At 72.2% G+C, this 25,320-nt stretch carries 29 protein-coding genes and 4 tRNA genes; 4 read left to right on the top strand and 29 right to left on the bottom strand.

The genetic code is table 11. The annotated features are described in order from the left end of the window. Positions 1-469 precede the first annotated feature (469 nt). From rplL to IF06_RS0104980, 21 genes are all read right to left on the bottom strand, one after another. The gene (gene rplL, locus IF06_RS0105080) at positions 470-856 is read right to left on the bottom strand and encodes a 50S ribosomal protein L7/L12 (protein WP_013288642.1); all 387 of its coding nucleotides are present in this window, start codon (positions 854-856) and stop codon (positions 470-472) included. Positions 857-910: 54 nt separating this feature from the next. Further along, on the bottom strand, positions 911-1,459 hold the full coding sequence (rplJ, locus tag IF06_RS0105075; RefSeq protein WP_013288643.1) for a 50S ribosomal protein L10: 549 nt from the start codon (positions 1,457-1,459) through the stop codon (positions 911-913). Between the two features lie 315 nt (positions 1,460-1,774). Then, positions 1,775-2,464, bottom strand: coding sequence for a hypothetical protein (locus IF06_RS0105070; protein ID WP_030269322.1), 690 nt, complete (start codon positions 2,462-2,464; stop codon positions 1,775-1,777). Beyond that, positions 2,461-3,348, bottom strand: a complete 888-nt coding sequence (locus IF06_RS0105065) for an ATP-binding cassette domain-containing protein (protein ID WP_030269320.1) — start codon at positions 3,346-3,348, stop codon at positions 2,461-2,463. Before IF06_RS0105065 ends, IF06_RS0105070 begins: the two co-directional genes overlap by 4 nt. Before the next feature lie 82 nt (positions 3,349-3,430). Then, complete coding sequence (rplA, locus tag IF06_RS0105060) at positions 3,431-4,147, bottom strand: 50S ribosomal protein L1 (RefSeq protein ID WP_013288646.1); 717 nt, start codon at positions 4,145-4,147, stop codon at positions 3,431-3,433. Positions 4,148-4,235: 88 nt separating this feature from the next. Then, entirely contained in the window at positions 4,236-4,667 is a 432-nt protein-coding gene (gene rplK, locus IF06_RS0105055; protein ID WP_013288647.1) for a 50S ribosomal protein L11, read from the bottom strand. Positions 4,668-4,854: 187 nt separating this feature from the next. Beyond that, positions 4,855-5,577 (bottom strand): transcription termination/antitermination protein NusG, encoded by a 723-nt coding sequence (gene nusG, locus IF06_RS0105050; RefSeq protein WP_013288648.1) that lies wholly within the window; start codon positions 5,575-5,577, stop codon positions 4,855-4,857. Between the two features lie 35 nt (positions 5,578-5,612). Beyond that, on the bottom strand, positions 5,613-6,005 hold the full coding sequence (gene secE / locus IF06_RS0105045) for a preprotein translocase subunit SecE (RefSeq protein WP_013288649.1): 393 nt from the start codon (positions 6,003-6,005) through the stop codon (positions 5,613-5,615). Between the two features lie 213 nt (positions 6,006-6,218). Continuing rightward, a tRNA-Trp gene (locus IF06_RS0105040) sits at positions 6,219-6,291 on the bottom strand. Between the two features lie 127 nt (positions 6,292-6,418). Further along, positions 6,419-6,811: a MaoC family dehydratase gene (locus IF06_RS0105035; RefSeq protein ID WP_030269317.1), complete on the bottom strand. Its 393-nt coding sequence runs from the start codon at positions 6,809-6,811 to the stop codon at positions 6,419-6,421. Between the two features lie 4 nt (positions 6,812-6,815). Then, positions 6,816-7,262, bottom strand: coding sequence for a MaoC family dehydratase N-terminal domain-containing protein (locus IF06_RS0105030; RefSeq protein ID WP_013288651.1), 447 nt, complete (start codon positions 7,260-7,262; stop codon positions 6,816-6,818). Between the two features lie 120 nt (positions 7,263-7,382). After that, a complete protein-coding gene (rpmG, locus tag IF06_RS0105025; RefSeq protein WP_013288652.1) occupies positions 7,383-7,550 on the bottom strand; it encodes a 50S ribosomal protein L33 in 168 nt (55 codons plus the stop codon). A 132-nt stretch (positions 7,551-7,682) separates the two neighbouring features. After that, positions 7,683-7,755, bottom strand: a tRNA-Met gene (locus IF06_RS0105020). A 25-nt stretch (positions 7,756-7,780) separates the two neighbouring features. Next, positions 7,781-7,853: transfer RNA gene (locus IF06_RS0105015), tRNA-Thr, on the bottom strand. 95 nt (positions 7,854-7,948) lie between these two features. Continuing rightward, entirely contained in the window at positions 7,949-10,471 is a 2,523-nt protein-coding gene (locus IF06_RS0105010; protein ID WP_013288653.1) for a putative bifunctional diguanylate cyclase/phosphodiesterase, read from the bottom strand. 50 nt (positions 10,472-10,521) lie between these two features. Then, positions 10,522-10,659: a hypothetical protein gene (locus IF06_RS33855; protein WP_013288654.1), complete on the bottom strand. Its 138-nt coding sequence runs from the start codon at positions 10,657-10,659 to the stop codon at positions 10,522-10,524. Between the two features lie 422 nt (positions 10,660-11,081). After that, positions 11,082-11,339: a hypothetical protein gene (locus IF06_RS0105000; RefSeq protein WP_225319558.1), complete on the bottom strand. Its 258-nt coding sequence runs from the start codon at positions 11,337-11,339 to the stop codon at positions 11,082-11,084. A gap of 63 nt (positions 11,340-11,402) precedes the next feature. Beyond that, positions 11,403-11,762 (bottom strand): hypothetical protein, encoded by a 360-nt coding sequence (locus IF06_RS0104995; RefSeq protein ID WP_013288656.1) that lies wholly within the window; start codon positions 11,760-11,762, stop codon positions 11,403-11,405. A gap of 310 nt (positions 11,763-12,072) precedes the next feature. After that, on the bottom strand, positions 12,073-12,642 hold the full coding sequence (locus IF06_RS0104990) for a hypothetical protein (protein WP_071097741.1): 570 nt from the start codon (positions 12,640-12,642) through the stop codon (positions 12,073-12,075). Then, on the bottom strand, positions 12,639-12,827 hold the full coding sequence (locus tag IF06_RS33005; protein WP_053065517.1) for a hypothetical protein: 189 nt from the start codon (positions 12,825-12,827) through the stop codon (positions 12,639-12,641). The genes IF06_RS0104990 and IF06_RS33005 overlap by 4 nt, the downstream gene beginning before the upstream one ends. A gap of 222 nt (positions 12,828-13,049) precedes the next feature. Beyond that, a tRNA-Tyr gene (locus IF06_RS0104980) sits at positions 13,050-13,133 on the bottom strand. A gap of 147 nt (positions 13,134-13,280) precedes the next feature. Between IF06_RS0104980 and IF06_RS0104975 the strand changes: the two genes are divergently transcribed. From IF06_RS0104975 to IF06_RS0104960, 4 genes are all read left to right on the top strand, one after another. After that, entirely contained in the window at positions 13,281-13,775 is a 495-nt protein-coding gene (locus IF06_RS0104975; protein WP_013288657.1) for a YajQ family cyclic di-GMP-binding protein, read from the top strand. 159 nt (positions 13,776-13,934) lie between these two features. Then, positions 13,935-15,416 carry an MFS transporter gene (locus IF06_RS0104970; RefSeq protein ID WP_030269311.1) on the top strand — a complete coding sequence of 494 codons (1,482 nt, stop codon included), beginning with the start codon at positions 13,935-13,937 and terminating at the stop codon, positions 15,414-15,416. Positions 15,417-15,481: 65 nt separating this feature from the next. Further along, entirely contained in the window at positions 15,482-15,988 is a 507-nt protein-coding gene (locus tag IF06_RS0104965; RefSeq protein WP_013473722.1) for a SigE family RNA polymerase sigma factor, read from the top strand. Then, a complete protein-coding gene (locus tag IF06_RS0104960) occupies positions 15,969-16,484 on the top strand; it encodes a hypothetical protein (RefSeq protein ID WP_030269308.1) in 516 nt (171 codons plus the stop codon). Before IF06_RS0104965 ends, IF06_RS0104960 begins: the two co-directional genes overlap by 20 nt. A 4-nt stretch (positions 16,485-16,488) precedes the next feature. Here the strand turns inward: IF06_RS0104960 and IF06_RS0104955 are convergent, their stop codons facing one another. The 8 genes from IF06_RS0104955 to IF06_RS0104920 form a co-directional block, all read right to left on the bottom strand. After that, a complete protein-coding gene (locus tag IF06_RS0104955) occupies positions 16,489-17,748 on the bottom strand; it encodes an MFS transporter (protein ID WP_013288661.1) in 1,260 nt (419 codons plus the stop codon). A 137-nt stretch (positions 17,749-17,885) separates the two neighbouring features. Beyond that, entirely contained in the window at positions 17,886-18,764 is an 879-nt protein-coding gene (gene htpX / locus IF06_RS0104950; protein ID WP_030269305.1) for a zinc metalloprotease HtpX, read from the bottom strand. Positions 18,765-18,913: 149 nt separating this feature from the next. Beyond that, on the bottom strand, positions 18,914-20,380 hold the full coding sequence (locus IF06_RS0104945) for an NADH-quinone oxidoreductase subunit N (protein WP_030269303.1): 1,467 nt from the start codon (positions 20,378-20,380) through the stop codon (positions 18,914-18,916). Next, positions 20,377-21,882: a complex I subunit 4 family protein gene (locus IF06_RS0104940; protein ID WP_030269300.1), complete on the bottom strand. Its 1,506-nt coding sequence runs from the start codon at positions 21,880-21,882 to the stop codon at positions 20,377-20,379. Before IF06_RS0104940 ends, IF06_RS0104945 begins: the two co-directional genes overlap by 4 nt. Next, the gene (locus IF06_RS0104935; protein ID WP_030269298.1) at positions 21,879-23,804 is read right to left on the bottom strand and encodes an NADH-quinone oxidoreductase subunit L; all 1,926 of its coding nucleotides are present in this window, start codon (positions 23,802-23,804) and stop codon (positions 21,879-21,881) included. The genes IF06_RS0104940 and IF06_RS0104935 overlap by 4 nt, the downstream gene beginning before the upstream one ends. Continuing rightward, positions 23,801-24,181: an NADH-quinone oxidoreductase subunit NuoK gene (gene nuoK / locus IF06_RS0104930; protein ID WP_030269295.1), complete on the bottom strand. Its 381-nt coding sequence runs from the start codon at positions 24,179-24,181 to the stop codon at positions 23,801-23,803. Before nuoK ends, IF06_RS0104935 begins: the two co-directional genes overlap by 4 nt. Further along, positions 24,178-24,726 carry an NADH-quinone oxidoreductase subunit J gene (locus IF06_RS0104925; protein ID WP_030269293.1) on the bottom strand — a complete coding sequence of 183 codons (549 nt, stop codon included), beginning with the start codon at positions 24,724-24,726 and terminating at the stop codon, positions 24,178-24,180. Before IF06_RS0104925 ends, nuoK begins: the two co-directional genes overlap by 4 nt. Further along, on the bottom strand, positions 24,723-25,313 hold the full coding sequence (locus IF06_RS0104920; protein ID WP_013473729.1) for a NuoI/complex I 23 kDa subunit family protein: 591 nt from the start codon (positions 25,311-25,313) through the stop codon (positions 24,723-24,725). Before IF06_RS0104920 ends, IF06_RS0104925 begins: the two co-directional genes overlap by 4 nt. Positions 25,314-25,320 lie beyond the last annotated feature (7 nt).

The raw sequence follows: 25,320 nt of genomic DNA, 5'->3' as shown, positions 1-25,320 counted from the left end.
TCGGAAGGCAGCGCAAACTAGCAGTGTAGCCGAGAGGCTAACCGCTGTCCAGCCCACCCCGCAGGTCGTCGCGGAACAAGCCCTGGGACCTCGGAAAACCGGGTCGACCGGGCCGCTCGGAACGCGACGCTCCTGCCGGTCCGCTCGGGAGCCGCGGCGGCGGTGCTGCCGTTGCCTTACCCGAGAGGCGGCCGTTGCAAGCGCGGAAGGTCTTGCTGATGTTCAGCGTGCCTGGCAGGCCCGTGCCGCGTCAAGGGCCGGTTACTGCTCGGGGTGTCTTTCCCACCGACGGGCTACCGACAGACGTCGCTGACCGGCCGATGAGAGGACGCTGTACGCCCTGCTCACGCCGTTCGCCGGCGGGCGGCACCAACACGGCGGGCGGTGACCCGGTCTCCCGGATCACCGCCCGCCGCGACGCGATGTGCCCCGGCTCACGTGAGCCGGACGCGCGTCAGGTGGAGCAAGGTCACTTGAGGGTGACCTTGGCGCCCTCGCCCTCGAGCTTGGCCTTGGCCTTCTCGGCGGTCTCCTTGTTGGCCTTCTCCAGGACGGCCTTCGGAGCGGCCTCGACCAGGTCCTTGGCCTCCTTGAGGCCCAGGCCGGTCAGCTCGCGCACGACCTTGATGACCTGGATCTTCTTGCCACCGTCGGCGTCGAGGATGACGTCGAACTCGTCCTTCTCCGGCTCGGCCTCGGCGGCCGGGGCACCCGGACCGGCCGGGCCGGCGACGGCGACCGGAGCGGCGGCGGTGACCTCGAAGGTCTCCTCGAACTGCTTCACGAACTCGGAGAGCTCGATCAGCGTCATCTCCTTGAACGCGTCGAGCAGCTCGTCGGTGCTGAGCTTCGCCATGTCTGGCGTCCTTTCTCGCAATGAAAACTAAGAACGTGGTGCGCCGGGAGGGCCTCAGGCCGCCTCGGCGCCCTCCTGCTCGCGCTTCTTGTCCGCCAGGGCGGCCGCCGCGCGGGCGGCCTTGGAGAGCGGAGCCTGGAACAGGGCCGCGGCCTTGCTCAGGTTGCCCTTCATGGCGCCGGCCAGCTTGGCCAGCAGCACCTCGCGGGACTCCAGGTCGGCGAGCTTCGTGACCTCGGCCGCGGAAATGGCCTTGCCCTCGAAGACACCGCCCTTGATGACGAGCTTCGGGTTGGCCTTCGCGAAGTCGCGAAGCCCCTTCGCCGCCTCGACGACGTCGCCCGAAACGAAAGTCAGCGCGGTAGGACCGGAGAACAGCTCGTCGAGCCCGGAGATGCCCGCATCGGCCGCGGCACGCTTGGCAAGCGTGTTCTTCGCGACCGTGTAGCTGGTCTCCTTGCCGAGCGAGCGCCGCAGCTGGGTGAGCTGCGAAACCGTGAGCCCGCGGTACTCGGTCAGCACGGTCGCTCCCGCGTTGCGGAAGCTCTCGGTCAGCTCGGCGACGGCCGTGGCCTTGTCGGCCCGGATCGGCTTGTCCGCCATGTCCCTCCTCTCTCGTTGCTCGGAGCTGGTACGCCGGCGGCGAGCCGAGGCTCGACGACGGCGGCGGAGGCATCACGACAACGAAAAAGCCCCGGCGCAGGGCGCACGGGGCGAGGGCCGGGGACACGGCACAGTCGGCGGACCGTGCGTGAAACCGAGTTTCGCTTACCGCCCTGCGCGGGTCGCCCGTCGTCGCGGGACCTTCGACCGTGCCGGAGCACGGTGACCAGCGGTCTTTGGGTGGAACTACCGCACCAGGTTACGCGACGTGCGCCGCAGCACCAAATCGCCGGAGGTGCTCCCGGTCACCAGGGCTCAGGCCCGGGTGCGCCGCGCCCAGGCGTAGCCGGTCAGCGCCACCGCCGTCCAGGTTAGGGCCCAGCCGGTGAGCAGCAGACCGGCCCCGGCCGCGACCGGCCCGGTGACCGCCCGCGCGGTCGCCATGACCGGCGGGGCCAGCCACGGCACGACCGAGCCGGAGAGCCCGAGCACCACGACCCCGACCGCGCCCGTGACCAGCACGGCGACCCCGTAGCCGGCGCTGCGGGTCACGGCCCGGCTCGCCAGCGCGCCGAGCGCCACCGCAGCGGGCAGCGAGAGCAGGTGCGCCCAGAGCCCCAGGGCCACCCCGACGAGCACCGGCCGCTCCCCCGGCCCGACGGTCGCGGTGACCCCGCCGAGCGGCCACGGCAGCGCCAGCGCGACGAGCACCACGGCGAGCCCGGCCACCAGCGCCGCGAGCAGCCCGGCCGCCCGTTCCCGGGCCGGGCCGGCCACCACCCGGGCCATCCGGCGCTGCACGTCGGGTTCCACGTCCAGCAGGATCTTGGTCTGCCAGGCCAGCACCGGGAACAGCACCACGGCGGAGACGCCGTAGGCCTCCGCCGGCCGGGCCCGGCCACCGCCGTAGAGGACGCCGAGGACGAGCAAACCGGCCAGCACCGGCGCCAGCGCCCGTCCGGTACGCACGAAGCCGGCCAGCCGCAGCCGGACCAGCGCGATCACCGGGCCACCTCCGGCGCCGGCCCGGGCCGGGCGGAGTCCCCGGCCTCGGCACCGGCCTGGTCCGGGGAACCAGCGGCGGACGCGCCGACCGACCCGCCGGTGCCCGACGGCCCGGCGGAGGCCGGCACCGGGTGCGTGGCCGGGGGCGGGACGGCGTGTTCGCGTACCCGAAGGATCTGGTGGCCGTCGGCGCGCAGGCGGGCGACGGCGGCGGCCAGCCCGGCGGCCGGGACCGCCAGCTCGACCACGGCGACGGCCGCGCCGCCCGACGACGCCTCCTCGGTCACCGTGCCGTCGGTGACCGACAGGTGCCGGGCTCCGGGGAGCCGGACCGTCTCGCCGCGGTGGTCGCTGACCAGCACCGTGCCGCCGTCGGCCAGCACCTCGCCGATGATCTCGGGGACCGACTCGCGGGCGGTGGCGTCCAGCCCCTCCCAGGGCTCGTCGAGCACCAGCAGGCCGGGCGGGCGCAGCAGTGCCTGCGCCAGGCCGACCTTCTGCGCGGTGCCCTTGGACAGCCGCGGCAGGCGCACGTCGTGGAAGCGGGTCAGGCCCAGTCGCTCCACCCAGTGGCGCACCGCCCGGTCGGCGGCGGGACCGGGCAGGCCGGCGACGCGGCCCATGGCGGACAGGTAGGCCCCGACTGTGAACGGCTGGTCGGCGGGGAAGCGCTCCGGCACCCAGCCGACGACCGGCGGCCGGTCGGCGACCCGGCCCCGGCTCGGGCGCAGCACCCCGGCGGCGAGCTGGAGCAGAGTGGACTTGCCGGCGCCGTTGCGGCCGAGCACGACCGCTGCCTCACCCGGGCCGATCGCGACGTCGACCTGCCGCAGCACCCACGGGCCGTGCCTGTGGTAGCGGAGCCAGACGCCGTCGAGCCGCATGCGCCCGAGAGTGCCACACCGGACAGACGAACGGGGCCCCGCCACGACGTGGTGGCGGGGCCCCGTTCGGGAGTACGCGTGCTCAGCCCTCGGCCGAGCCCTCCTGGAAGTTCTTCACGACCTTCGGGTCGACCGGTACGCCCGGGCCCATCGTGGTGGTGAGGGTGACCTTCTTGAGGTACGTGCCCTTGGCCGCGGACGGCTTGGCCCGCAGCACCTCGTCCAGCACCGCGGCGTAGTTGTCCACCAGCTGGTTCTCCGAGAAGGAGGCCTTGCCGATGATCAGGTGCAGGTTGGAGTGCTTGTCCACCCGGAAGGTGATCTTACCGCCCTTGATGTCCGAGACGGCCTTGGTGACGTCCATGGTCACGGTGCCGGTCTTCGGGTTCGGCATCAGACCGCGCGGGCCCAGGATCCGCGCGATCCGGCCGATCTTGGCCATCTGGTCGGGCGTGGCGATCGCCGCGTCGAAGTCCAGCCAACCGCCCTGGATACGGGCGACCAGCTCGTCGGTGCCCACCTCGTCCGCACCCGCGGCGACGGCCTCCTCGGCCTTCGCGCCGGCGGCGAAGACGATCACGCGGGCGGTCTTACCGGTGCCGTGCGGCAGGTTGACCGTGCCGCGGACCATCTGGTCCGCCTTGCGGGGGTCGACGCCGAGGCGCATCGCGACCTCGACCGTGGCGTCGAACTTGACGTTGGTGGTCTCCTTGGCCAGCTTGACGGCCTCGACCGGGGTGTAGAGCTTCGACCGGTCGATGACATCGGCGGCCTTGCGGTAGCTCTTGCTGCGCTGCATTTCTGGTGACTCCTGTGGTCTCTGGCGGGCGCGCGGCGTACGCGGCCCTCCCACGAACAGAAAGATCGGGTGGAGCGGTGGAGCGAGATCAGTCGGCGACGGTCAGGCCCATCGACCGGGCGGTGCCGGCGATGATCTTCTCGGCCTGGTCGATGTCGTTGGCGTTGAGGTCCGCCATCTTCTTCTCGGCGATCTCGCGCAGCTGGGCGCGGGTGACCGAGCCGACCTTCTCCTTGTGCGGGACGCCCGAGCCCTTCTGCACGCCGGCGGCCTTGATCAGCAGCCGGGCGGCGGGCGGGGTCTTCAGCACGAAGGTGAACGTGCGGTCCTCGTAGACGCTGATCTCGGCGGGGACGATGTCGCCCCGCTGGGACTCGGTCTGCGCGTTGTAGGACTTGCAGAACTCCATGATGTTCACGCCGTGCTGGCCGAGCGCGGGGCCGACCGGCGGCGCCGGGGTGGCCTGGCCCGCCGGCAGCTGAAGCGTGAACGTCTTGACGAGCTTCTTCTTCGGAGGCATGTCTCTTCCTGGGGCTTGGAACTGGGATTCTCGCCGGTCCGCGGGCGCGCACGGTCAGCACGGTGCGGACAGCCGACGTTCTAGGGTAGCGCAGCCGTCGGCCACCCCCCGCGCCGAGGTCGGCGGATGGCGAAACGGCGCACCGGCGGCCACCCGGGAAGGGGCGGGCCGCCGGTGCCGACGTACGTCAGATCTTGGCGACCTGGTTGAAGTTCAGCTCGACCGGCGTCTCCCGGCCGAAGATCGACACCAGCACCTTGAGCTTCTGCTGGTCGGCGTTGATCTCGCTGATCGTCGCCGGCAGCGACGCGAACGCGCCGTCGGTGACGGTGACCGAGTCGCCGACCTCGAAGTCGAGGACCTTGATCTCGGGCTTGGCCTTCTTCTGCTCGGTCTCGACCGCCGGGGCCAGCCACTTGAGCACCTCGTCGAGGCTCAGCGGCGCCGGCCGGTCGGCCCGGTCGGTCGCGCCGACGAAGCCGGTGACCCCCGGGGTGTTCCGGACGCAGGAGTAGGACTCGGCGGTCAGTTCCATCCGGACCAGGATGTAGCCCGGGAAGACCTTCGCCTGGACCTGCGACCGCTTGCCGTTCTTGACCTCGACCTCTTCCCGGGTCGGCACCTCGACCTGGTAGATGAAGTCCTCCATGTCGAGGGAGGTGATCCGGGTCTCGAGGTTGGTCTTGACCTTGTTCTCGTAGCCGGCGTACGAGTGCACCACGTACCAGTCGCCGGGCGCGTAACGCAGCTTCTGGCGCAGCTCGGCGACCGGGTCGAAGTCCTCGTCCGGGGCCGGCTCGGTGGTCGGGAACTCCGGCTCGCTGGCGGCCTCGACCGACTCGTTGTTGGCCGCCGTCGCCACCGTGGACTGCTCGTCCGGGGTTCCGGCGGTCTCGTCGTACTCAGGCACGCTCGCTCACTTCCGTCAGTATCGCTGTCCGCAGGTCAGCTGGACTCGCCGAAGACCCACAGCACCGCCTTGGCGAAGCCGTAGTCCAGGCCGGCCACGATCGCCAGCATCACCGCGACGAAGGTGACCACCACGGCCGTGTAGGTCAGCAGCTCCTTGCGGGTCGGCCAGATGACCTTACGCAGCTCTGCCACGACCTCGCGGAAGAACCGCGCGATGCGGGCGAACAGCCCGATCCGCTCGGTGTCCTTGCGGGTCTTCCGGCCCTCGGCCGGCTCGGCCTGCGCCCGCTTGCGGGTCGCGGTGCCACCCCGGGCGACCGGCTCGTCCGCGTCGGTGGCGTCGTCGTCGGCCACGTCGTCGACGGTCGCGTCGTCGTTCAGACGCTCGTCGCCGTCGTCCTCGCCGCGGCGCTTGCTCTCGGCCACTTCGCCCTCCGTGCGGGTATGGGGTCGCACGCCGGGCGGCGTGCGCGGCGTGTTGGTCACGCCGGCCGGACCAACCGTCCCGCGACGGGCCGCGGCCGGCGGACCGGCCGGGAGGGCCCGAACGCCTCGGAACCACCCCACCGATGCCACCACCACGGGCCGGACGCCGCCGGTGAGGGCGGCGCGACCCACGGAACGGTCAGGCCTGAGGCGCAGGGGTGACAGGACTTGAACCTGCAGCCTGCGGTTTTGGAGACCGCTGCTCTGCCAATTGAGCTACACCCCTGTGCGGCAACTCACCTCCACCCGGACACGCTGTGCCGAGCGGGGGTCACTTGCCCCACGGCGGACCAGTGTACGGGTAGTCGTGCGACTTTCCCAACCGGTCTGCCTCTCGCGCGTCGGGCGAACCCTCAGCGCGTCGTGCGGATCAGTGCCCGAGCCTGCGACAGCACCTTCTCGCCCTGGCAGGTGGCGGTGATGTCGAGCCTGGTCAGGCCCTCTTCGGTGACCTCCTTGACCACCGCTGACACCTCGATCTCGGTGCCCTCGTCGGTGTCCGGGACGACCACCGGGCGGGTGAAGCGGACGCCGAAGTCGACCACCGCGTCCGGCGCGCCGGCCCAGCCGGCCACCGCCCGGCCGACCAGCGCCATGGTGAACATGCCGTGGGCGATGACGCCCGGCAGCCCGACGCCGGTGGCGGTGCGGTCGCTCCAGTGGATCGGGTTGAAGTCGCCCGAGGCGCCCGCGTAGCGGACCAGGTCCGCGCGGGTCACCCGGTACGTCTGGGTGGGCAGCTCCATGTCCTCAGGCCTCCCCGCGTACGACGATCTTGGACCACACGGCGACCACCGGCTCACCGTCCACCGTGCTCACGTCCGTGCGGGTGGTCAGGAAGCCGTGCCCGCCCCGGGTGGTGACCTCCTCGATGGTGTTCACGCACACCAGCTCGTCCCCGGCCACCACCGGCCGGGTGTACGCGAACCGCTGGTCGCCGTGCACCACACGGCTGTAGTCGACGCCGAGCGCCGGGTCCTCGACGATCTGCCGGCTGGCCGACATGGTGACGACCACGGGGAACGTCGGCGGCGCCACCACGTCGGGGTGGCCGAGCGCCCGGGCCGCCTCCGGGTCGTGGTGGACCGGGTCGGTGGCGCCGACGGCGGTGGCGAACTCGCGGATCTTTTCTCGGCCCACCTGGTAGGGGGCGGTCGGCGGGTACGTCCGGCCGACGAAGGACGGGTCCAGGGACATGCCGCCGAACCTACACGGAAAACACGAACGCCGATCCGCCCGGTCGGGCGGCCCGGAGGCCACCCGTCAGGTGGATCGGCGTTCGAGAAGCTGTTGCGGTGCCGGCTGTGCCGGCCGCGGTCAGCGGGTCTCGCGGTGGACGGTGTGCTTGCCGTCCCGGGGGCAGAACTTCTTCAGCTCGATGCGGTCCGGGTCGTTACGGCGGTTCTTGCGCGTGATGTAGTTGCGCTCCTTGCACTCCACACACGCCAAAGTGATCTTCGGCCGGACATCGGTCGCCTTCGCCACGGCGGAGTGCCTTCCTCGCTCACGGATATCAACTACGGCGTGTCAGCGTACGCGCTGACGACGCGGACATGCAAAGTGGGCGCCTGTGGCGCCCATCCCACCGGCCACCGGGCTGGGCCCGGAGGACGAGAGTAGCGGTGGCCGGACTTGAACCGGCGACACAGCGATTATGAGCCGCTTGCTCTGCCATCTGAGCTACACCGCCGTGGCGGGTCCAGCCGGACCCTCTGAGCCCCCTTACGGAATCGAACCGTAGACCTTCTCCTTACCATGGAGACGCTCTGCCGACTGAGCTAAGGGGGCCTGCTCGATCACCCCGGGGGTGTCGCGCAGGGGAAACAGTACACGACCGCGTCGCGCAGGTGAAATCGGATCCCCCGAGTGCGTGTCCGCCCTGGTCAGGGCACCACTCGCAGGCGCGGCAGCTCCCCCGCGACCACCGTCTCCGGGTCGACCTGGGCGCCGAACCAGGCCTCCAGCCGCTCGTACGGCAGAGGGCGGCTGAACAGGAATCCCTGGCCGATCTCACAGCCGATGTCCTGGAGCAGCTCCAGCGTCAGCTCGCTCTCCACGCCCTCGGCCACCACCGCCAGGCCGAACTGCTGGGACAGCGTCACCACCGCGTTGACGATCGCGAGGTCGCCCGGATCGGTCGCCATGCCCTGCACGAACGACCGGTCCACCTTCACCTCGTGCACAGGCAGCCGGCGCAGTTGCGCCAGCGACGAGTTACCCGTGCCGAAGTCGTCCACCGAGAGGCGGACACCGAGGTCACGCAGGCTGCGCAGGGTGGGTATGGGACGTTCGGTGCCGTCCAGGACACCCGCCTCGGTGACCTCCAGCGTCAGCCGCTGCGGCGGTACCCCGTACTCGGCCAGCAGGTCGCGTACCAGCGCCGGGAAGTGCTGGTCGGTGAGCGTACGCGCGGCGAGGTTGACCGCGACGGACAGCGGCTGTTCGCCGTGGCTCCAGTCGCGGCTGCGCCGCAGGCTCTCCCGGAGCACGAACTCGGTGAGCCGGCCGAGCTGGCCGGTGTGCTCGGCCACCGCCACGAAGTCGTCCGGGGCGACACTGCCGTGCGCCGGGTGCTCCCACCGGGCCAGGCACTCCACGCCCACCAGGCGGCGGTCCCGCAGCGTGACCTTGGGCTGGAAGTAGACCTCCAGCTCGCCCTCGTCCAGCGCGCGTTGCAGGTCGCCGGCGAGGCCGAGCCGGCGCAGCGACCGCGACTCCAGCGCCGGGCTGTAGAGCTGCACGCTGCCCGGTACCGACTTGGCCGCGGTGGCGGCCAGGTCGACGCGTTGCAGCAGCGCCACCGCGTCGCTGCCGTGGTCCGGGTGCACGGCCACCCCGACGACCGTGTCCACGTCCAGGGTGAGCGCGTCGAAGACCATCTCGTCGCGGATCTGCTCCCGCAGCTGGGCCGCCAGTTCCAGGGCCGCCTCGGTGCTCTCCAACCGCAGCGTCACCAGGAACTCGTCACCGCCGGCCCGGCCGACGAGCGCCGAGGAGGGCGCGCAGGAGCGCAGCCGCTCGGCCACCTCCATGAGCACCTTGTCGCCGGCGGCGTGACCCAGCGACTCGTTCACCTGGCGGAGCCGGTCGACGTCGAAGAGCAGCAGCGCCACCACCTCACCCGGGGCGCGGATCTTGACCGCCTCCGCCACCGACGAGGTGAGGCGCCGCCGGTTGGGCAGGCCGGTGAGCGCGTCGTGGTCGGCGTCGTGCCGCAGCCGGTCGACCAGGCGGGAGTTCTCCAGCGCCACAGCGGCGTGCGCGGCGACCGTCTCGAAGACGGGGATGTCGCCGGGGGCGAAGTGGCCGATGTCGCTGAGCCGGTTGGTCACCTCCAGCGTGCCGATCACGGCCTGGCCGGAGCGCAGCGGCACCACGATGGCGTCCTTGACCCGCTCCTCCCCCGCGGCCTGCCGCAACGCCGGATCGCCGCCGAGCCAGCGGCCGATCGAGAGGGTACGACCCTTCTTGTGTACCTGCTGGCGCAGGCTCGCCGGGGTGGGCGCCAGGTCAAGCAGGCCGGGGGTGTCCACCCGGGCGGTGAGCAGCACCTCGGGATGCCGGCCCTGGGCGGGCAGCCAGAGCGTCGCGTACTCGGCCTGCATCAGCGCGCGTACCCGGTCGAGGAGGATGTCGGCGAGTGACCGCTCGGTGCCGGAGGCGAGAAGGCGGGTGAGCTCGTACATCCCGGCCAGCGTGCGGTGCTGGCGGAAGAACTGGGAGTAGGAGCGGTAGACCAGGACCAGGCCGCTGAAGAGGGCGGCGAGCAGCAGCGCCGACCACCACGTCGTCTTCAGGGCGATCAGGACGAGCAGGCCGATCGCCACGTTGATGGCGGCGGTGAGCAGAGCGGTCGGCATGCTGCGCAGCGCGTCCCGCCCGGCCTGCCAGCCCTGGAGCAGCACGTGCACGCCGACCACGCTCACGAGGCTGACCAGCGTGACCACGCAGACGGCGAGGAACAGCGAGCCCCAGGTCCCCGGCCCGACACCGCGCAGCGGCGGCAGCGCCAGGAGTACGAGGCTGGCCAGCGAGGTTGCGGCGGCGGCCTTGGCGACGTTGAACCAGAGCTTCGCCGCGCCGAAACGGTGCGAGGCACTCCAGATCAGCACCGAGAGTGTGTAGATCAGTACGACACTCAAGGGCGGCAGGAAGTAGAGCGCCACGATCAGTGGCACCTCGGTGAGCGTCACGCCCACCGACTGGCGCCGGACGTAGACGTTCAGCACCGCGAAGCTGATCCCCGCCATGACGACGAAGAACACGAAGGCGAGCGGCCACTTGCCGAACGGGTGGTCCGCCACCAGGGCGATGCAGGTGCTGAAGACCACCGCCAGCAGCGCCAGAGGGGCGGTGACGAGCCAGGCACGTTCCGTTGACCTACGAGGTCGGCCCTGGCTTGCCATGCCCCTCCTACCCGAGACGTCGTCCGCCGGCCGGCGGACGACTCGATGATTCAGCGCGGGGCGTCCATCGTCCAGACGATGTCGGCGAGTTGCGCGCTACTGGTGCCGGGGAGGATGCCGAAGGCGCCTGCGATGGCGGCGAGCACGAGGAGCGAGCCAAGCAGCCGGCCCAGCGTTCGACCAGACATGATTGCTCCTGTCGGGAGATTGCCACAGGGATGGTGAAGGTTTCCCGATCGTGCCACAAGCCTGAGGGGCAGAAAAGCGGAGAGGACCCGCCCAGCCCGAGTAGCTGTCAGGTTCCGCCGTTCGGCCCGGCCACCCACGACACGCAGCCAGGTCATGGGGGTGAAGGGACGTCAGCCGCTTCGTCCATTGCGGATTCCCACCTTCACCCACGAAGGGGATCAAGTCACGCGAAACCCCACACCACCAACCCTGGGTCGCCCGGCCGGCTCGACCTGGCCGATCCGCCCGGTGGACCACCACCGGACCCGCGGGCATTGACCACCATACCTGCCCCTGTCATGAACGCCAGAGGATGATTCCCTCATTCACGCCGGAACCGCTCAGTGGGCCCACCAGGGGCGTCCAGCGCCTTCGGCGTACGTCACCTGAGCATGTCCGCCACGCCGGTGTCCGGATCGACCGCCACGCTGAGCTTGCAGTGCCCCCGGGCTCGGGTCTCCCCACGGGGGACGAAGTCGACGACCAGCAGGCGCTCGGTTCCGCGGAGTCCTCGCACCTGCGCTTCGTACGGCTCGGAGATCTGCCAGTCGTCGATCTGGAACCCGCCTCGGGGCTTGCCGGCGCGCATCCGTCTGGTGAACTCGGCGGTCGCCAGCACCCGAACCTCATCCTGATCCACGACCCAGTATCGATCTACCGGCCCGTCCGCCGGAGGACGCGACCCGGCGGACCGGTCGCGCGGCTACTGGCCGAAGGTGTACCGCAGATTCGCGTTGATCAGCTCGTTCAGTCGCCTACGCAGATGCCCGAGCAGCGAGGGGTCGGGAAGAGGCTCGGCGAGCAGCAGCGTCCACCGAAGCAGGGTGCCTTGATGCCCGTCGGACGCGAGATCGAAGCGCACCTGCGCGTCGGGTCGCTTCGACCACAGCGATGACCAGACGACCAGGTTCGGGCGTTCGCGGCGCAGGATCTGCGGTCGCTGTTCGTCGTCGAGCAACCGAAGCCACGGGCGTGCCGGGTCGCGGTCGGGCTCGGTCAGCGCCTCGAAGACGACGGCGGGCGGAGGCGCTTGACCGCGCATGCGACTGCCCGCTTCGATCATGGCTCAGCTTAACGGCGCAAGCCGACAGGGCTGACGAGCAAAGTACGACCTGAACGAGAATGGCCCCGGAGCGCGTTTCGCAGCTCACGGGGCCGTTCTTGCACCTGGTAGCGGGTAGAGGATTCGAACCTCTGTAGCTTTCGCGACGGATTTACAGGGTGTCAACGATCTTGCACGCCTCAACCTCGTTGAGCTGCTGTTTCTCTTCCCCATGCAACGATTGGTTGACCAACTGCCCACCATGTGCCCACGACGGGAGACAGCTCGGCGGTCGCACGACTGTGGCCGCGGGCAGGGCACCGGTTGCTAGCTATTGGGCCGGAGGCGGCGATATGTCCGCTGGGCAGTCCTTGGCGTGGTGGGAGTACTGGGCGCCGTTACGGTCAGACCAGTACACCTCGAAGCGGATGCAGGTGGTCACCGTGGCGCCCTTGGAAAACACGCTGTCAGATGACGTGCGGGTAAGAGCAACATCGACCCAGCCGACCACCGGCCCCGGCTCGGCCATGCCTGAGCTGCTCCAGGAGTCCAACACCTGCCCGTTTGACTTCGCGAGATGCTCGCGCAAGTAGCGCACGGATCCGTTGCCGAGTTCAGTGCGACTGATCGCGGCGACCTCGGCGTCGCGGGTATAAGCCTCGGCGTCCCGCAGCGCCATGTCCTTAGCCTCCTGTCGACCTTGCTCGGTTGAGTCAGCGCAGCCGACGAGGGTGAGCAGGGCGGCAGCCAGTGCCAAACCTCGGCGGCAGCGTCGGGCGGCCGGTCGATCGTGCGATCGGGCCCCGTGTTGGCTCATGACGGCGAGGGTATCGGCGCACAGCAATGTCGTGTTGATGGCGTAGCCCTGGAGCAATGAGATTCGCCGGGTGTGACGGGTCATCCGAGCGCATCGCTGATCTTGTCGTTCATGGTGTCGTCTCCGCCGTCGATGCAGTTGGCGTAGACGCGGAGCAGGACGGCGACGCCGTGACCCAAGCGCCGGGCGACCTCGGTCGGCGGGACGCCGGCATTCAGCCAGAGCGAGGCCGCCGCGTGCCGGAGGTCGTAGGGCCGGCGACACCTCACCGCGGACCCCTCAGCCGATCGCCACACGCACGGACTCTGCCACGTCGGCCCAGCCACCAACCCAGCGTTCGCAGCCCCCAGAAGAGCCCTCAGCGGCAAGATCGACCTGCCCACCATCTGCCCACAACGAGTCGTAGACGGCTGGACTCAGCCGGACTCCCCCAGACGTACGAGAACGGCCCCCGATCAGCATCTCTGCTGGTCAGGGGCCGCATCTGCACCTGGTGGCGGGTAGAGGATTCGAACCTCTGAAGCTTTCGCGACGGATTTACAGTCCGCTCCCATTGGCCGCTCGGGCAACCCGCCAGGGCACACCGCCGCGTCGCAACGCGGCAGCGGAAGCAAGGATAGCGGTTGCCCCCGGCACTGCCGCAACCGGGTACCGTCAGGAGGTCCCACGCTGGTCAGCGCGGGACGGACCAGGACAGACCGCCGGACAGCAGGAGCATGAGCATGGCAGCGAACCCGTCGTTCGACATCGTGAGCAAGGTCGACCGGCAGGAGGTCGACAACGCCGTCCGCCAGTCGGAGAAGGAGCTCTCGACGCGGTTCGACTTCCGCGGCACCGGCGCGGAGATCTCCTGGTCGGGCGAGGAGGCGATCAGCCTCCAGGCGGAGACCGAGGAGCGGGTCCGGGCCGCGCTGGACGTCTTCAAGGAGAAGCTGGTCAAGCGGAACATCTCGCTGAAGTCGCTCGACGCCGGCGAGCCCCGTCAGTCGGGCAAGATTTTCAAGATCGACGCCAAGGTGGTGCAGGGCATCGACTCGGACAAGGCCAAGGCGATCAGCAAGAAGATCCGCGACGAGGGCCCGAAGGGCGTGCAGGCGCAGATCCAGGGCGACCAGCTCCGCGTCACCGGCAAGAAGAAGGACGACCTCCAGACCGTCATCGCCCTGCTCAAGGGCGAGGACTTCGGGCTGGCGCTCCAGTTCACCAACTACCGGTAGGCACGACGATCGAGTCGCGTGGCAGGTGACCGGCACGGTCACCTGCCACGCAGTGGTCAGAACGCGCGGCCTGCATCTCGGCCGCGAACAGCTGCGGTTCCTTCTGCCGTCAGGCGACTTCCTTGGGGTACGGGCCGGTCGTGAGGTCGGCTGGGAGCCATGACCCCCGCGATGCTCCTCCCCTATCGCCCGGTGCTCGGCCAACCGGTACTGCGCCGGCTGCTGCCCGGCCTCGCGACCTCCGCTCTCGGTGACGGGCTCGCCCTGGTCGCGGTGACCTGGCTTGCCCTGCAACTCGCCCCCGACGGGCAACGCGGCACGTGGACCGCGTTCGCGGTGGCCGCGTATACGCTGCCGGGCGCCGCCGGCACGCTGTTGCTCGGGCGGTGGCTGGGTGCACGGAGCGGGGCTCAGCTCGCCGGCTGGGACGCGACGGTGCGGGCCGCCGCCTTGGGGGCGATCCCCGTCGCCCACCTCGCCGGGGTGCTGGACGTCGGTCTCTACGTTGCCCTGCTGGCGGTGTCCTCGCTGCTGCACCCGTGGGGGTCGGCCGGTCGGTTCACGCTCGTGGCCGAGCTGCTGCCGCAGCGGCACCACCTGGCCGCGAACGCGCTGCTCGGGGTCTTCGGCCAGGCCGCGACGATCGTCGGCCCGCCGCTGGCCGGCCTGCTCATCGCCTGGGTCGGCGCGGTGTGGGTGATCGCCGTCGACGCCGCCAGCTTCGCCGTGCTGGCCGTCAGCTACCGCCTGGTCGTCCGCGATCGCGAAGCCGCGGCCGTCAGTGAGCGAGACACCGCCGCCGTCCGTGACCGAGAAGCCGCAGCCGTCCGTGACGGAGACACCGCGACCGTCCACGACCGGGACACCCTCGGCCGGTACCGGAACGCCCCAGCCGGGGCGGGGCCGTCGCGTACGTCGGGATTCCGGATCATCGGGCGGGACCGGTCGCTGCTCGGACTGCTGGCGCTGACCTTCGCGTTCTTCTTCCTCTTCGGGCCGTTCTACGTCGCCATGCCGGTGCACGTCACCGACGACCTGCACGCCTCCGCCGGGACGCTCGCGGCCTACTACACCGCGTTCGGCGTCGGCTCCCTGCTCGGCGGGCTGCTCACGGGTCACCTGCGCGGACGGCCGCTGCGGACCACGCTCGCCGGCATCGTGGTGCTGTTCGGCGCCGCGCTGATGCCGCTCGGCCTGGGCGCGCCGGTCGTCCTGTCGCTGCCCGCGTTCGCGCTCGCCGGCCTGGTCTGGGCGCCCTACCAGCCGACCGCGACGGCGTTGTTCCAGCGCCGCGCCGGCACCGTGGACCTCCCCCGCGTGCTGGCGGCCAACGGGGCGGTCACCGTGCTGGCGGTGCCGCTGGGCACGATGCTCGGCGGTCCGGCGACCGCCGCGTTCGGGGCACGTCCCACGCTCCTGGCGTGCGCGGTGGCGATCCTCGCGCTGGGTCTGGTCGCCGCGGTGTCCGCCGCGCGCCCCGGAGCGCAGAACACGGAGCGGACCGGGCCGGCGGGCCCGCACGACCGGCCCGGCCCACAGACGACAGGCCCGCGTGACCGGCCCGGACCGCAGACGACGGGCCCGCACGACCGGTCCGCCCGGGTGAAGGCACCGGATCGGGTACGACCCGGAGCGTCCTGACCCGGGTGCAACCGCCGGAGCCGCATCGGGGTGTCGAGTGGTGAGAGCGGACACGGGAGGTGGGCATGGACGGCCCCGAGGACTTCGACGCCTTCTACACGGCGACCGCGCGGCGGGTCGTGCACCACGTCTACGCCCTCTGCGGCGACCTGGCCGAGGCGCAGGACGTGACGCAGGAGGCGTACGCGCGGGCCTGGCAGCGCTGGTCGACAGTCGGGGCGTACGAGGATCCGGAGGGCTGGGTCCGGACGGTGGCCTGGCGCCTGACGGCCAACCGGTGGCGCGGCCTGCGGCGCTGGTTCGCCGCGCGGGCCCGGCTGGGCCGGGAGACTCCGGCGCCCGGGCCCAACCCGGACCGGGTGGCGTTGCTGGCGGCGTTACGGCGACTGCCCGACGCGCAACGGCTGGTCGTCGTCCTGCACCACCTCCACGACCTGCCGGTGGCGGAGATCGCCCGGACCACCGGCATGCCGGAGGGGACTGTCAAGTCGTACCTGTCCCGGGGCCGTGCCGCGCTCGCCGTTCTACTGACCGACGACAAGGAGGAAGTCGATGTCGGCACGCATTGGTGAGGCTCTGCGGGAGTTGGAGCAGGACATGACCGGGCTGCGGCTCAGCCCGGCGGCCGAGGTGCGCGCACGGGGGCGTGCCAGGAGCCGGCGCCGGGCTGCGGTTCTGGCGGGGGTGGCCGCTGTGACAGTCACCGGCGGTGCCGCGACCATGGCGACGCTGTCCGGACCGGCGACGCCGATGCCGGCCGGCGGCGGCGCGGCCACCCCGTCCGCCGCGGCGTCGGCCGCGTGTCAGGCCGACCCTCCGGTACGGCTGGACGTCGTCTTCCGGCCGGGCGCCGGCACGCCGCAGATCGGGGAGGTCGACTACCGGATCGGGCAGGCGCGCGGGGACACCGGGCTGCGCTGCGGTGGCAGGACGGTCGCGGCCCGGCCGGACGGCGACGGCCGGGTCGTCCTGTCGGTGCTGCTCGCGCAGGGTGAGGACCCGACGCCGATCCGGGCCGCGGTGGAGAAGCTGCCCGGGGTGGAGCGGGTGGTGACCGCCGGCGGGTGAGCGGTCAGGCGGCGAGCGTCTGCTCGGCGCGTACCGCTGTGGCCTCGGCCCGGGCGATCGGGCCGCCGGGCAGCGCGGCGACCGCGGCTCCGACGGCGACCGCCACCCCGGCGAAGACGAACGCCCACGAGACGCCGCCGGCGTGGTCGATGATCAGGCCCGCGATCGAGCCGCCGGCGGCGCTCGCCGCCACCGACATGGTCACCACCCAGGTGTACGCCTCGTTCAGCATGCCGGCCGGGGTGATCCGCCCGACGAGCGTGTTCTCCAGGGTGAGCGCGGGGGCGATGGCCGCGCCGCCGAGCACCAGCGCGACGCCGAGCGCGGCCGGGCCGGGCATCACCGCGAAGACGGCGAAGCTGGCCGCGACGGTGCCGAGCAGCCAGGCGAACTGGCGGGTCATGTTGGCGGCGGGCTTGCGTACGCCGAACCAGAAACCGCCGATGGCGCTGCCGATGCCCCAGACGGCGAGCAGCACACCGGCAAGGCTCTCCGGGTCGTCGGCGCCGGAGTTCCCGGCGAAGGCCGGGACGATGACGCCGGAGGCGCCGAACGCGATGCCGAGGCTCGCCACGCAGAGCAGCAGCGCGGGGAAGCCGCCGAGCCGCAGCGGGCCGAGGCCCCTTGCGTGGTGCTCGCGGGGGTGCGGGCGCCAGCCGCGCATGACCCGTCCGAGCGCGACGGTGCCGGTGCCGATCAGGGTTACCACCGCGGCGCCGACGAGCGCGGCGGAGGCGTCGGCGAGCAGCACGAAGCCGGCTACCAGCAGCGGCCCGATCACGAACACGACCTCGAAGAGGGTGGTCTCGGCGGCGAGCGCGGTGTTGCGCAGGTGCGCCCGGCCGGTGGCGGGGGCGGTGAGGTCGTTCCAGGCGCCCCGGATCGCGGCGGTGAGCGGCGGGTACGTGGCTCCGGCGACGCCCGAGGCCAGGTAGATCAGCCCGAGGTTGCCGCTGTCGGAGCGGGTGGCGACGAGCAGCCCGATCAGGGCGAGCGGGTGGGTGACCGCGGTGAGCAGCAGGACGGGGGTGGGTCCGACCCGGTCGGCGATCCGGCCGGCGACCGGGCTGAGCGCGGCGCCGGAGAGCGCGTAGATGCCGCCGGCGACTGCGGCCAGGGAGTACCGGCCGGTGACCTGCTCGACGACGAGCAGCAGCGCCAGCGGGGTCATGCCGATCCCGAGCCGGCCGATGATGCCGAGGATCAGCAGCATCGGCGCGCCGGGGATCCGCCAGACGCCCTGGTACTGGCGCAGTGCGGCCACCGTCGACCTCCAGGAGGGTAATGAGCGGGAGACGTTTCGACCCTAACGGCGTGACCTGACCGGGGGAAACGCATTGTGCCCGGACACACCACCGCGCCCGCGTCGTGGGACGCGGGCGCGGTGGGGAGTACGGCGGGTCAGCGCTGGAACTGCACCGGCCCGGAGTTGCGGGCCATCTGCTCCAGGCGGGCCACCCGCTGCTCCATCGGCGGGTGGGTGGCGAACATCGCGGCGATGCCGCCGCCCCGCTTGAACGGGTTGTCGATCATCAGGTGGGCGGTGCTGGCGAGCTGGCCCTGGGGCGCCAGCGGGCGCGCCTGCGTACCCATGTGGATCTTTCGGAGGGCGCTGGCCAGGGCCAGCGGGTCGCGGCTCAGCTCGGCGCCGGACTGGTCGGCCTGGAACTCCCGGCTCCGGCTGATCGCGAGCTGGATCACCGTGGCGGCGATCGGGCCGAGGATCAGCGTGAGCAGCAGCACGGCCGGGTTCGGGGCGTCCTCGTCGTCCGAGGAGCCCAGCGGGATGAACCAGGCCAGGTTGGCCAGCATGGTGATGATGCCGGCCAGGCCGGCAGCCACGCTGGAGATCAGGATGTCCCGGTTGTAGACGTGGGACAGCTCGTGGCCGATCACGCCACGCAGCTCCCGGTAGTCCAGGATCTCCACGATGCCCTGGGTGACGCAGACCGCCGCGTTCTCCGGGTTACGACCGGTGGCGAACGCGTTGGGCTGCGAGGTCGGGCTCACGTAGAGCCGCGGCATCGGCTTGCCGGCCTGCGTGGAGAGCTCCCGCACCATCTGGTACAGCTCGGGGAACTGTGCCTCGCTGACCGGTTGCGCCTTCATCGAGCGCAGTGCGAGCTTGTCGGAGTAGAAGTAGGTGACGCCGTTCATCAGCAACGAGACGACGACGGCGATGACGAGACCGCCGCTACCGCCGAACCAGTAGCCGATCGCGAGGATCAGCGAGGTCAACAGGCCGAGCAGCGCTGCGGTCTTGAGACGGTTGTGATGCACGATCTCTCCTTCGGTGCACGGGCCCTTGCGGGAGGCCCGCTGACCGGTTCAACACACCGGTACCCGTCAACCATCCGGCTCATGGCTGAAAGTTGCCTGGATGTTGCTGTGCGCAGGCTGAAGCGGTCGCCCATCCGGGCAGGAACCGGTCAGCGCGCCGCCACGTCCAGCACGAGCTGCGGTGCGAAACCGATCACCACCGCGGCGACCGTGGCCACGCCGAGCGCCAGCACCACGGTCCGGGCGGGCCGGACCGTCGCCGCGCCGGCCGGCGTCGCGTAGAGCGACGCGGTGACCCGCAGGTAGTACGCCAGGCCGATCACCGCGTTCAACGCCACCACGAGCGCCAGCCAGCCCGCGTGCCCGGCCAGCAGCGCGCGTACCACCGTCACCTTGGCGAACAGCCCGGCCAGGCCCGGCGGCAGCCCGGCCAGCCCGATCAGCGCCAGCGCGAACGCGCCGCCCACCCAGGGGTGCCGCCGCGCCGCGCCGCGCAGGTCGGCCAGCGTGCCGCCGTCACCGTCCGCCGGGCGCAACGCCACCACAGCGGCGAACGCGGCCAGCTCCAGCAGCACGAAGAAGATCGCGTACGCGACGGCTGCGGCGTACGCGGCCGCCCGCGCGTCGCCGGTGCGGCCCGCGGTCAGCGCCAGCGCGCCCAGCGGGGCGAGGATGTACCCCGCCTGGGCCACCGACGACCAGGCGAGCAACCGCACGGTACGCCGCTGACGCAGCGCCACCAGATTGCCGACGGTCATGGTCAGCACCGCCAGCGCCGCCAGCACCGGGCCGGTCAGGTCGCCCGGCAGCGCCCGCTGCACCACAGCCAGCAGCGCCACCACGCCACCGAGCTTCGAGGCGGTCGACAGGTACGCGGCCACCGGCAGCGGCGCGCCGTCGTAGGTGGCAGGGGCCCAGGCGTGGAACGGCACGGCGGCGACCTTGAACGCCAGCCCGGCCACCACGAGCGCCACAGCGACTGTGGTCAGCGGCAGATCGGTCAGGTCGTCGCGGGCGGCCAGTGTGGCGCCCAGCCGGTCCAGGTGCAGCGTGCCGGTGACCGCGTAGAGCAGCGCCGCGCCGAGCAGCGTCACTGTGGTGGCGACCACGCTGACCACGAAGAACGTCACAGCCGCCTCGGCGCCGGCGAGGCTGCCCCGGCGCAGGCCGACCAGCACGTACAGCGGGAGCGTCAGCGTCTCCAGCGCCACGATCAGCGTGATCAGGTCACCGGCGGCGCCGAGCACCACGCCGCCTGTCATCGCACAGGCGAGCAGGAAGCAGTACTCGCCGACCGGGGTGCGCCCGGCACGCAGCAGCGGACCGGACAGCGCCAGCACGCCGAGCGTGAGCAGGGCGATCACCGCCCCGACCAGCGCCGCCCGGCCACCCCACACCCAGGAGCAGTCGTCGCCGACGCAGAACGTGCTCCGGGCGCCGGCCGCGCCGACGAGCGCCGCGCCGACAGCCGTGCCGGCCGCGCCGAGCGCCGCCACGGCGACGGTGACGGCGGGACGCGCCACCAGCAGATCCACCAGCAGCACCAGCACGGCCGTGCCGGCGGCCAGGTACGCGGGCAGCATCGCCACGTTGTCGACACTCTGCACCAGGCTCATGGGACGACCCCCAGCAGCGCCTCCACCGGACCGGAGGCGTACGACAGCACGAGCGCCGGGGCCAGGCCGACCGCGAGCGCGAGCAGCACCAGCGGCGCCCAGGCGGTCAGTTCCGCCCCGGCCAGCCCGGGTGGGAGCCCCGCCACCGCCGGGCTGGGCCGCCCGTGGGTGACCCGGCGCAGCAGCCGCAGGAAGTACGCGGCGGTGAGCGCCCCGCCCAGCGCGGCCAGCACGGCCAGGGTCAGCCAGAGCGGGCCGCCCCGCTGCACGGCGGCGACCACGGCGAACGCCTCACCCCAAAATCCGGCCAGGCCGGGCAGCCCCAGCGAGGCGACAGCCGCGAAGCCGAGCAGTCCGGCCAGCCGGGGCGCGGTCTCCCGCAGCCCGGACAGCTCGCTCAGCGAGCCGGTGTGCGCGCGGTCCTTGACCGCCCCGGCCAGGAAGAACAGCAGGCCGGTGATGACGCCGTGGGCGATGTTGCCGATCAGCGCGGCCTGGATCCCGGTGGCGGTGAGCGTGGCGACCCCGAGCAGCACGAAGCCCATGTGTCCCACGCTGGAGTACGCGATCAGCCGCTTCAGGTCGTCCTGCGCGAGGCAGACCAGCCCACCGACCAGGATCGCGGCGACGGCGAGCACGCCGAGCACCGGCGCGGCCCAGCGGGCGCCCTCCGGGGCCACGCCGACGGCGACCCGGATCAGCCCGTACGTGCCCATCTTGAGCAGCACCCCGGCGAGGATCACGCTGCCGACGGTGGGCGCCTGGGTGTGCGCATCGGGCAGCCACGAGTGCAGCGGCCAGAGCGGGCTCTTCACCGCGAACGCCAGCGCCAGCAGCGTGAACGCGGCGAGCTGAGTGCCCCGGGACAGCCCTGCGCCGCCGGTGAGCGTGACCAGGTCGGCGGTGCCCGCGGCGGCCACCACCACGTAGACGCCGACCAGCAGCAGCACCGAGCCGAACAGCGTGTAGAGCGCGAACTTGCGGGCCGCCCGACGGCGGTCCGCGCCGCCCCAGCCGGCGATCACCGCGTACATCGGCAGCAGGACGACCTCGAAGAACAGGAAGAACAACACCAGGTCGAGCGCGAGGAACGTGCCGAGGATGCCGACCTCGACCACCAGCAGCAGCGCCACGAGCGCGCGCCCGCTGCCGCCACCGGTCGGCACCCGCCACAGCGTGTACGCGCAGCACAGCAGCGTGAGCAGCGCGGTCAGCACCACCAGCGGCCAGGAGATGCCGTCCACGCCGAGGTGGAAGCGCAGGTCGAGCCCGGGCACCCACTGCAGGTCGAGCTGGTGCCACGGCTGCACCGCCGGGCGTGGCCCGTACCCGAACCAGCCGTGGTCGCCGCCGACCAGCGGGAGCGTCGCCAGCAGCGTCAGCGCGGCCGCAACGGTGCCGACCACCCGGCCGGCCCGGTCGCCGGGCACGACGGCTGTGGCCAGCGCGCCGAGCGCCGGGACCGCCACCACGGCGACCAGCAGGACCTGCCCGAACGTCATGAGGTCACTCCGATCAGCGCGACCGCGAGGCCGATCAGCAGCGCGCCCGCGAGCACCCCGGCCGCCGCGCGCGGCAGCGCCGCCCGGTGCAGCGCGGCCAGGCCGCCGCCCACCTCGACCGCCGCCCGGCCGCTGCCCTCGACCAGCCCGTCCACGCCCAGTTCGTCACCGGTACGCACGACCCGCGCGAGCGCGCCCGCCGGGCGTACGACGAGGGCGTGCTGGACGTCGTCGAGCCGGAACGCGCGGGCGAAGACCGGCCGCAGCGGACCCAGGAAGCGGGCCGGGTCGGCGGCCGGGTCGCGGCGCCAGCCCGCCCAGGCGACGCCCGCGCCGGCGAGCAGCAGCAGGAACGGCAGGATCAGGTTCGGCGCCAGGTGCACCAGCTCGACCGCCTCGCCGGTGTCGTCGCCGGGCACGCGCAGCCGGTCGGCGAACCAGGGCGCGAACGCGGCCAGGCCGAGCAGCGCGGCCGGGGCCGTGAGCACCAGCACCGGCCAGCGCAGCAGCGCGGGCGGGTCGTGCGGGCGCAGCAGCGGCGTGCGCGTCCGGCCGAGGAACGTGCGCAGCAGCAGGCGGGTCGCGTACCAGGCGGTCACCGCCACGCCGACCAGCCCGGCCAGCCAGACCAGCCAGCCCACCCAGGCGGCTGTCGGCCCGGCGCCGTCGAGCGCGGCCGCCTCGGCGGCGGCGAGCACGCCGTCCTTGCTCCAGAAACCCGAGAGCGGGGGTACGCCGGCGAGCGCGCCCAGGCCGACCACCATGCACCAGAACGTGACGGGCATGGCGGTACGCAGGCCGCCCATCCGGGACATCAGCGTGGTGCCGACGGCGTGGATCACCGCACCGGCGGCGAGGAACAGCAGCGCCTTGAACGCGGCGTGGGTGAGCAGGTGGAACAGCGCGGCAGCAGGTGCGCCGACCGCCAGCGCGCCGGTCATGTAGCCGATCTGCGACACGGTCGACCAGGCGAGCACGCGCTTGATGTCGTCCTGCGCGGTGGCGGCGAACGCGCCGAGCAGCATGGTGATCGCGGCCATCACGCCCAGCACGGCGAGCGCGGCCGGTGCGCGCTCGAACAGCGGGAACAGCCGGGCCACCGCGTACACCCCGGCGGCGACCATGGTGGCGGCGTGGATCAGCGCGGACACCGGCGTGGGACCGGCCATCGCGTCCGGCAGCCAGGTGTGCAGCGGGAACTGGGCGCTCTTGCCCGCCACCCCGGCGAGCAGCAGCAGGCAGGCGACGGTGAGCGTGCCGGTGCCGTAGTCGTGTGCCAGCACGTCGGCGATCCGGAAGCTGCCCGCGCCCACGCCGAGCAGCGCGATGCCGAGCAGGAAGCCGACGTCACCCACACGGGTGACCAGGAACGCCTTGACCGCCGCTCCGGGTGCCTCGGGCAGCCGCCGGTCGTGGGCGATGAGCAGGTACGAGCAGACGCCCATCACCTCCCAGCCGACCAGCAGCATGATCAGGTCGCCGGACACCACCACAGTGAGCATGGCGGCGGTGAAGAGGCTCAACTGCGCCGCGTACGGCGGGTAGCGGTGGTCGACGTCCACGTCGTCGTGCGGACCCCGGCGCAGGTAGCCGATCGAGTAGACCTGCACTGCGAGCGCGACGGCGGCGACGGCGGTGGCGACGAGTACCGCCACGCCGTCCAGCCGCAGGCCCAGCGTGACCCGCAGCCCACCCAGGTCGACCCAGGTGGTGGACGCCTCGACCGGGGCGTCCACGCGGACCAGCAACGCCAGCGCGGCCAGCAGCGACACGGCCGCCCCGGCCACACCCAGCGCGACAGCCGACCGCCGGGCCGACGCCCGGTCCTGGTGCGGGGCGGGCGGCAGCAGCAGGCCGAGCAGGCCAGCGACCAGCGGCGCGGCCGGCAGCACCGCGGCGAGCCACAGCGTCGGCGTGCTCACCGGACCGCTCCTTCCGTACCCGGCGATTCCGGCGTCGGCAGCCCGCCCGGGGCCACCCCGACCGCCGGCGCCGGCTCGTCGAGCGGCACGTCGTCGACCGTGACGCTGGCGCGCAGCCGGTAGAGCTGGAGCACGATGGCGAGCCCGACACCGATCTCGGCGGCGGCGAGCACGATCACGAACAGCGCGAACACCTGCCCGGAGTGCGGCAGCACGGCCTTGACGGTGGTGTCGGCGGTGACCAGCACCAGGTTCACCGCGTTCAGCATCAACTCCACCGCCATCAGCACCAGGACGGCGTTGCGGCGGCGCAGCACGCCGTACACGCCGAGGCCGAACAGCAGCGCGGCGGTGACGTACGGGATGACCGGCCTCACGGGCGCCCACCCTCGTCGGCTGGTTGCGCCGCGCTGGTGTCGGTGGACCGGCGGCCGATGTCCGGGCGGGACAGCACGATCGCACCGACCAGCGCGGCCAGCAGCAGCACCGACAGCACCTCGAACGGCAGCACCCAGGAACGGAACAGTTGCTCGCCGAGGCGCTCGGCGGTGCCGGCGGCGGGCAGGTCCACCCGGGACCAGCGGAACGCGTCGATCAGCAGCACCGCCAGGCCGAGGCCGCTGCCCCCACCGACGAGCGCGGCGGCCCAGCCCGGCCGGTCCAGGTCGTCCGACGGGCCGATCGGCGCGCGGGTCAGCATCACCGCGAACAGCAGCAGCACCACCACCGCGCCCACGTAGATGAGCACCTGCACCCAGGCCACCAGCTCGGCCGTCAGCACCAGGTAGTCACCCGCGAGCGCGCCCAGGCAGACCACCAGCCACAGCCCGGCCCGGACCAGGTGGCGGGTCGCGACCACCAGCGCACCCGCGCCCACCGCCACCGCGCCCAGCGCGAGCAGCAGGACGTCCGCGCCGGTCATGAGGCGGTGCCTCCGCCCGGATCGGTGGCGGCGTCGGGGCGTACCCGGGAAGGAGCCGGACGGGCCGACGGACCCGCCGCCTTCCGGGCGGCGGTGGTCTCCTCCTTGGAGGGGTCGCCGAGCGGGTCGTGGGCCGGCGGCGGCGGCACGGTGGCCATCCACTCGCCCAGGTGGTCCTTGTCGTGCAGCAGGTTCTTGATGTCGTACTCGGCGTACTCGAACTCGGGCGACCAGTAGAGCGCGTCGAACGGGCAGACCTCGACGCAGATGCCGCAGTACATGCAGAGCGAGAAGTCGATGTCGAACTTGTCGAGCACGTTGCGCTGGCGGGGGCGGGCGGCGCCGGGCACCGCCACCTCCTCCTTGTGCGAGTCGATGTAGATGCACCAGTCCGGGCACTCGCGCGCGCAGAGCATGCAGACCGTGCAGTTCTCCTCCAGCAGCGCGATCACGCCACGGGAGCGGGGCGGCAGCTCAGGCTCGACGTCCGGGTACTGCTGGGTGGTCGAGCGGCGGGTCATCGTCTTCAACGTGACCGCCAGGCCCTTCACCAGGCCCCCGCCGGGCACTCCACCGTGCTCGCTCATGCCGCCC

The organism is Micromonospora globosa (genome assembly GCF_000717585.1).
GTDB lineage: Bacteria > Actinomycetota > Actinomycetes > Mycobacteriales > Micromonosporaceae > Micromonospora > Micromonospora aurantiaca.
Note: the sequence above shows the minus strand (reverse complement) of the source record. Positions and strands in the feature narration are given on the sequence as shown.

Coding starts and splice junctions, on each gene's coding strand:
- IF06_RS33855 (WP_013288654.1), bottom strand. CDS start 10,659: ATGTCTGGTCGAACGCTGGGCCGGCTGCTTGGCTCGCTCCTCGTGCTC.
- IF06_RS0104975 (WP_013288657.1), top strand. CDS start 13,281: ATGGCAGCGAACCCGTCGTTCGACATCGTGAGCAAGGTCGACCGGCAG.
- IF06_RS0105065 (WP_030269320.1), bottom strand. CDS start 3,348: ATGCGGCTCGACGGCGTCTGGCTCCGCTACCACAGGCACGGCCCGTGG.
- rplA (WP_013288646.1), bottom strand. CDS start 4,147: ATGCAGCGCAGCAAGAGCTACCGCAAGGCCGCCGATGTCATCGACCGG.
- IF06_RS0104945 (WP_030269303.1), bottom strand. CDS start 20,380: ATGAGCCTGGTGCAGAGTGTCGACAACGTGGCGATGCTGCCCGCGTAC.
- rplK (WP_013288647.1), bottom strand. CDS start 4,667: ATGCCTCCGAAGAAGAAGCTCGTCAAGACGTTCACGCTTCAGCTGCCG.
- IF06_RS0105010 (WP_013288653.1), bottom strand. CDS start 10,471: ATGGCAAGCCAGGGCCGACCTCGTAGGTCAACGGAACGTGCCTGGCTC.
- IF06_RS0104990 (WP_071097741.1), bottom strand. CDS start 12,642: ATGACCCGTCACACCCGGCGAATCTCATTGCTCCAGGGCTACGCCATC.
- IF06_RS0104925 (WP_030269293.1), bottom strand. CDS start 24,726: ATGACCGGCGCGGACGTCCTGCTGCTCGCGCTGGGCGCGGTGGCGGTG.
- rplL (WP_013288642.1), bottom strand. CDS start 856: ATGGCGAAGCTCAGCACCGACGAGCTGCTCGACGCGTTCAAGGAGATG.
- IF06_RS0104920 (WP_013473729.1), bottom strand. CDS start 25,313: ATGAGCGAGCACGGTGGAGTGCCCGGCGGGGGCCTGGTGAAGGGCCTG.
- IF06_RS0105030 (WP_013288651.1), bottom strand. CDS start 7,262: ATGTCCCTGGACCCGTCCTTCGTCGGCCGGACGTACCCGCCGACCGCC.
- IF06_RS0104940 (WP_030269300.1), bottom strand. CDS start 21,882: ATGACGTTCGGGCAGGTCCTGCTGGTCGCCGTGGTGGCGGTCCCGGCG.
- rplJ (WP_013288643.1), bottom strand. CDS start 1,459: ATGGCGGACAAGCCGATCCGGGCCGACAAGGCCACGGCCGTCGCCGAG.
- IF06_RS0104995 (WP_013288656.1), bottom strand. CDS start 11,762: ATGATCGAAGCGGGCAGTCGCATGCGCGGTCAAGCGCCTCCGCCCGCC.
- IF06_RS0104970 (WP_030269311.1), top strand. CDS start 13,935: ATGACCCCCGCGATGCTCCTCCCCTATCGCCCGGTGCTCGGCCAACCG.
- IF06_RS0104965 (WP_013473722.1), top strand. CDS start 15,482: ATGGACGGCCCCGAGGACTTCGACGCCTTCTACACGGCGACCGCGCGG.
- IF06_RS0105035 (WP_030269317.1), bottom strand. CDS start 6,811: ATGGAGCTGCCCACCCAGACGTACCGGGTGACCCGCGCGGACCTGGTC.
- IF06_RS0104960 (WP_030269308.1), top strand. CDS start 15,969: ATGTCGGCACGCATTGGTGAGGCTCTGCGGGAGTTGGAGCAGGACATG.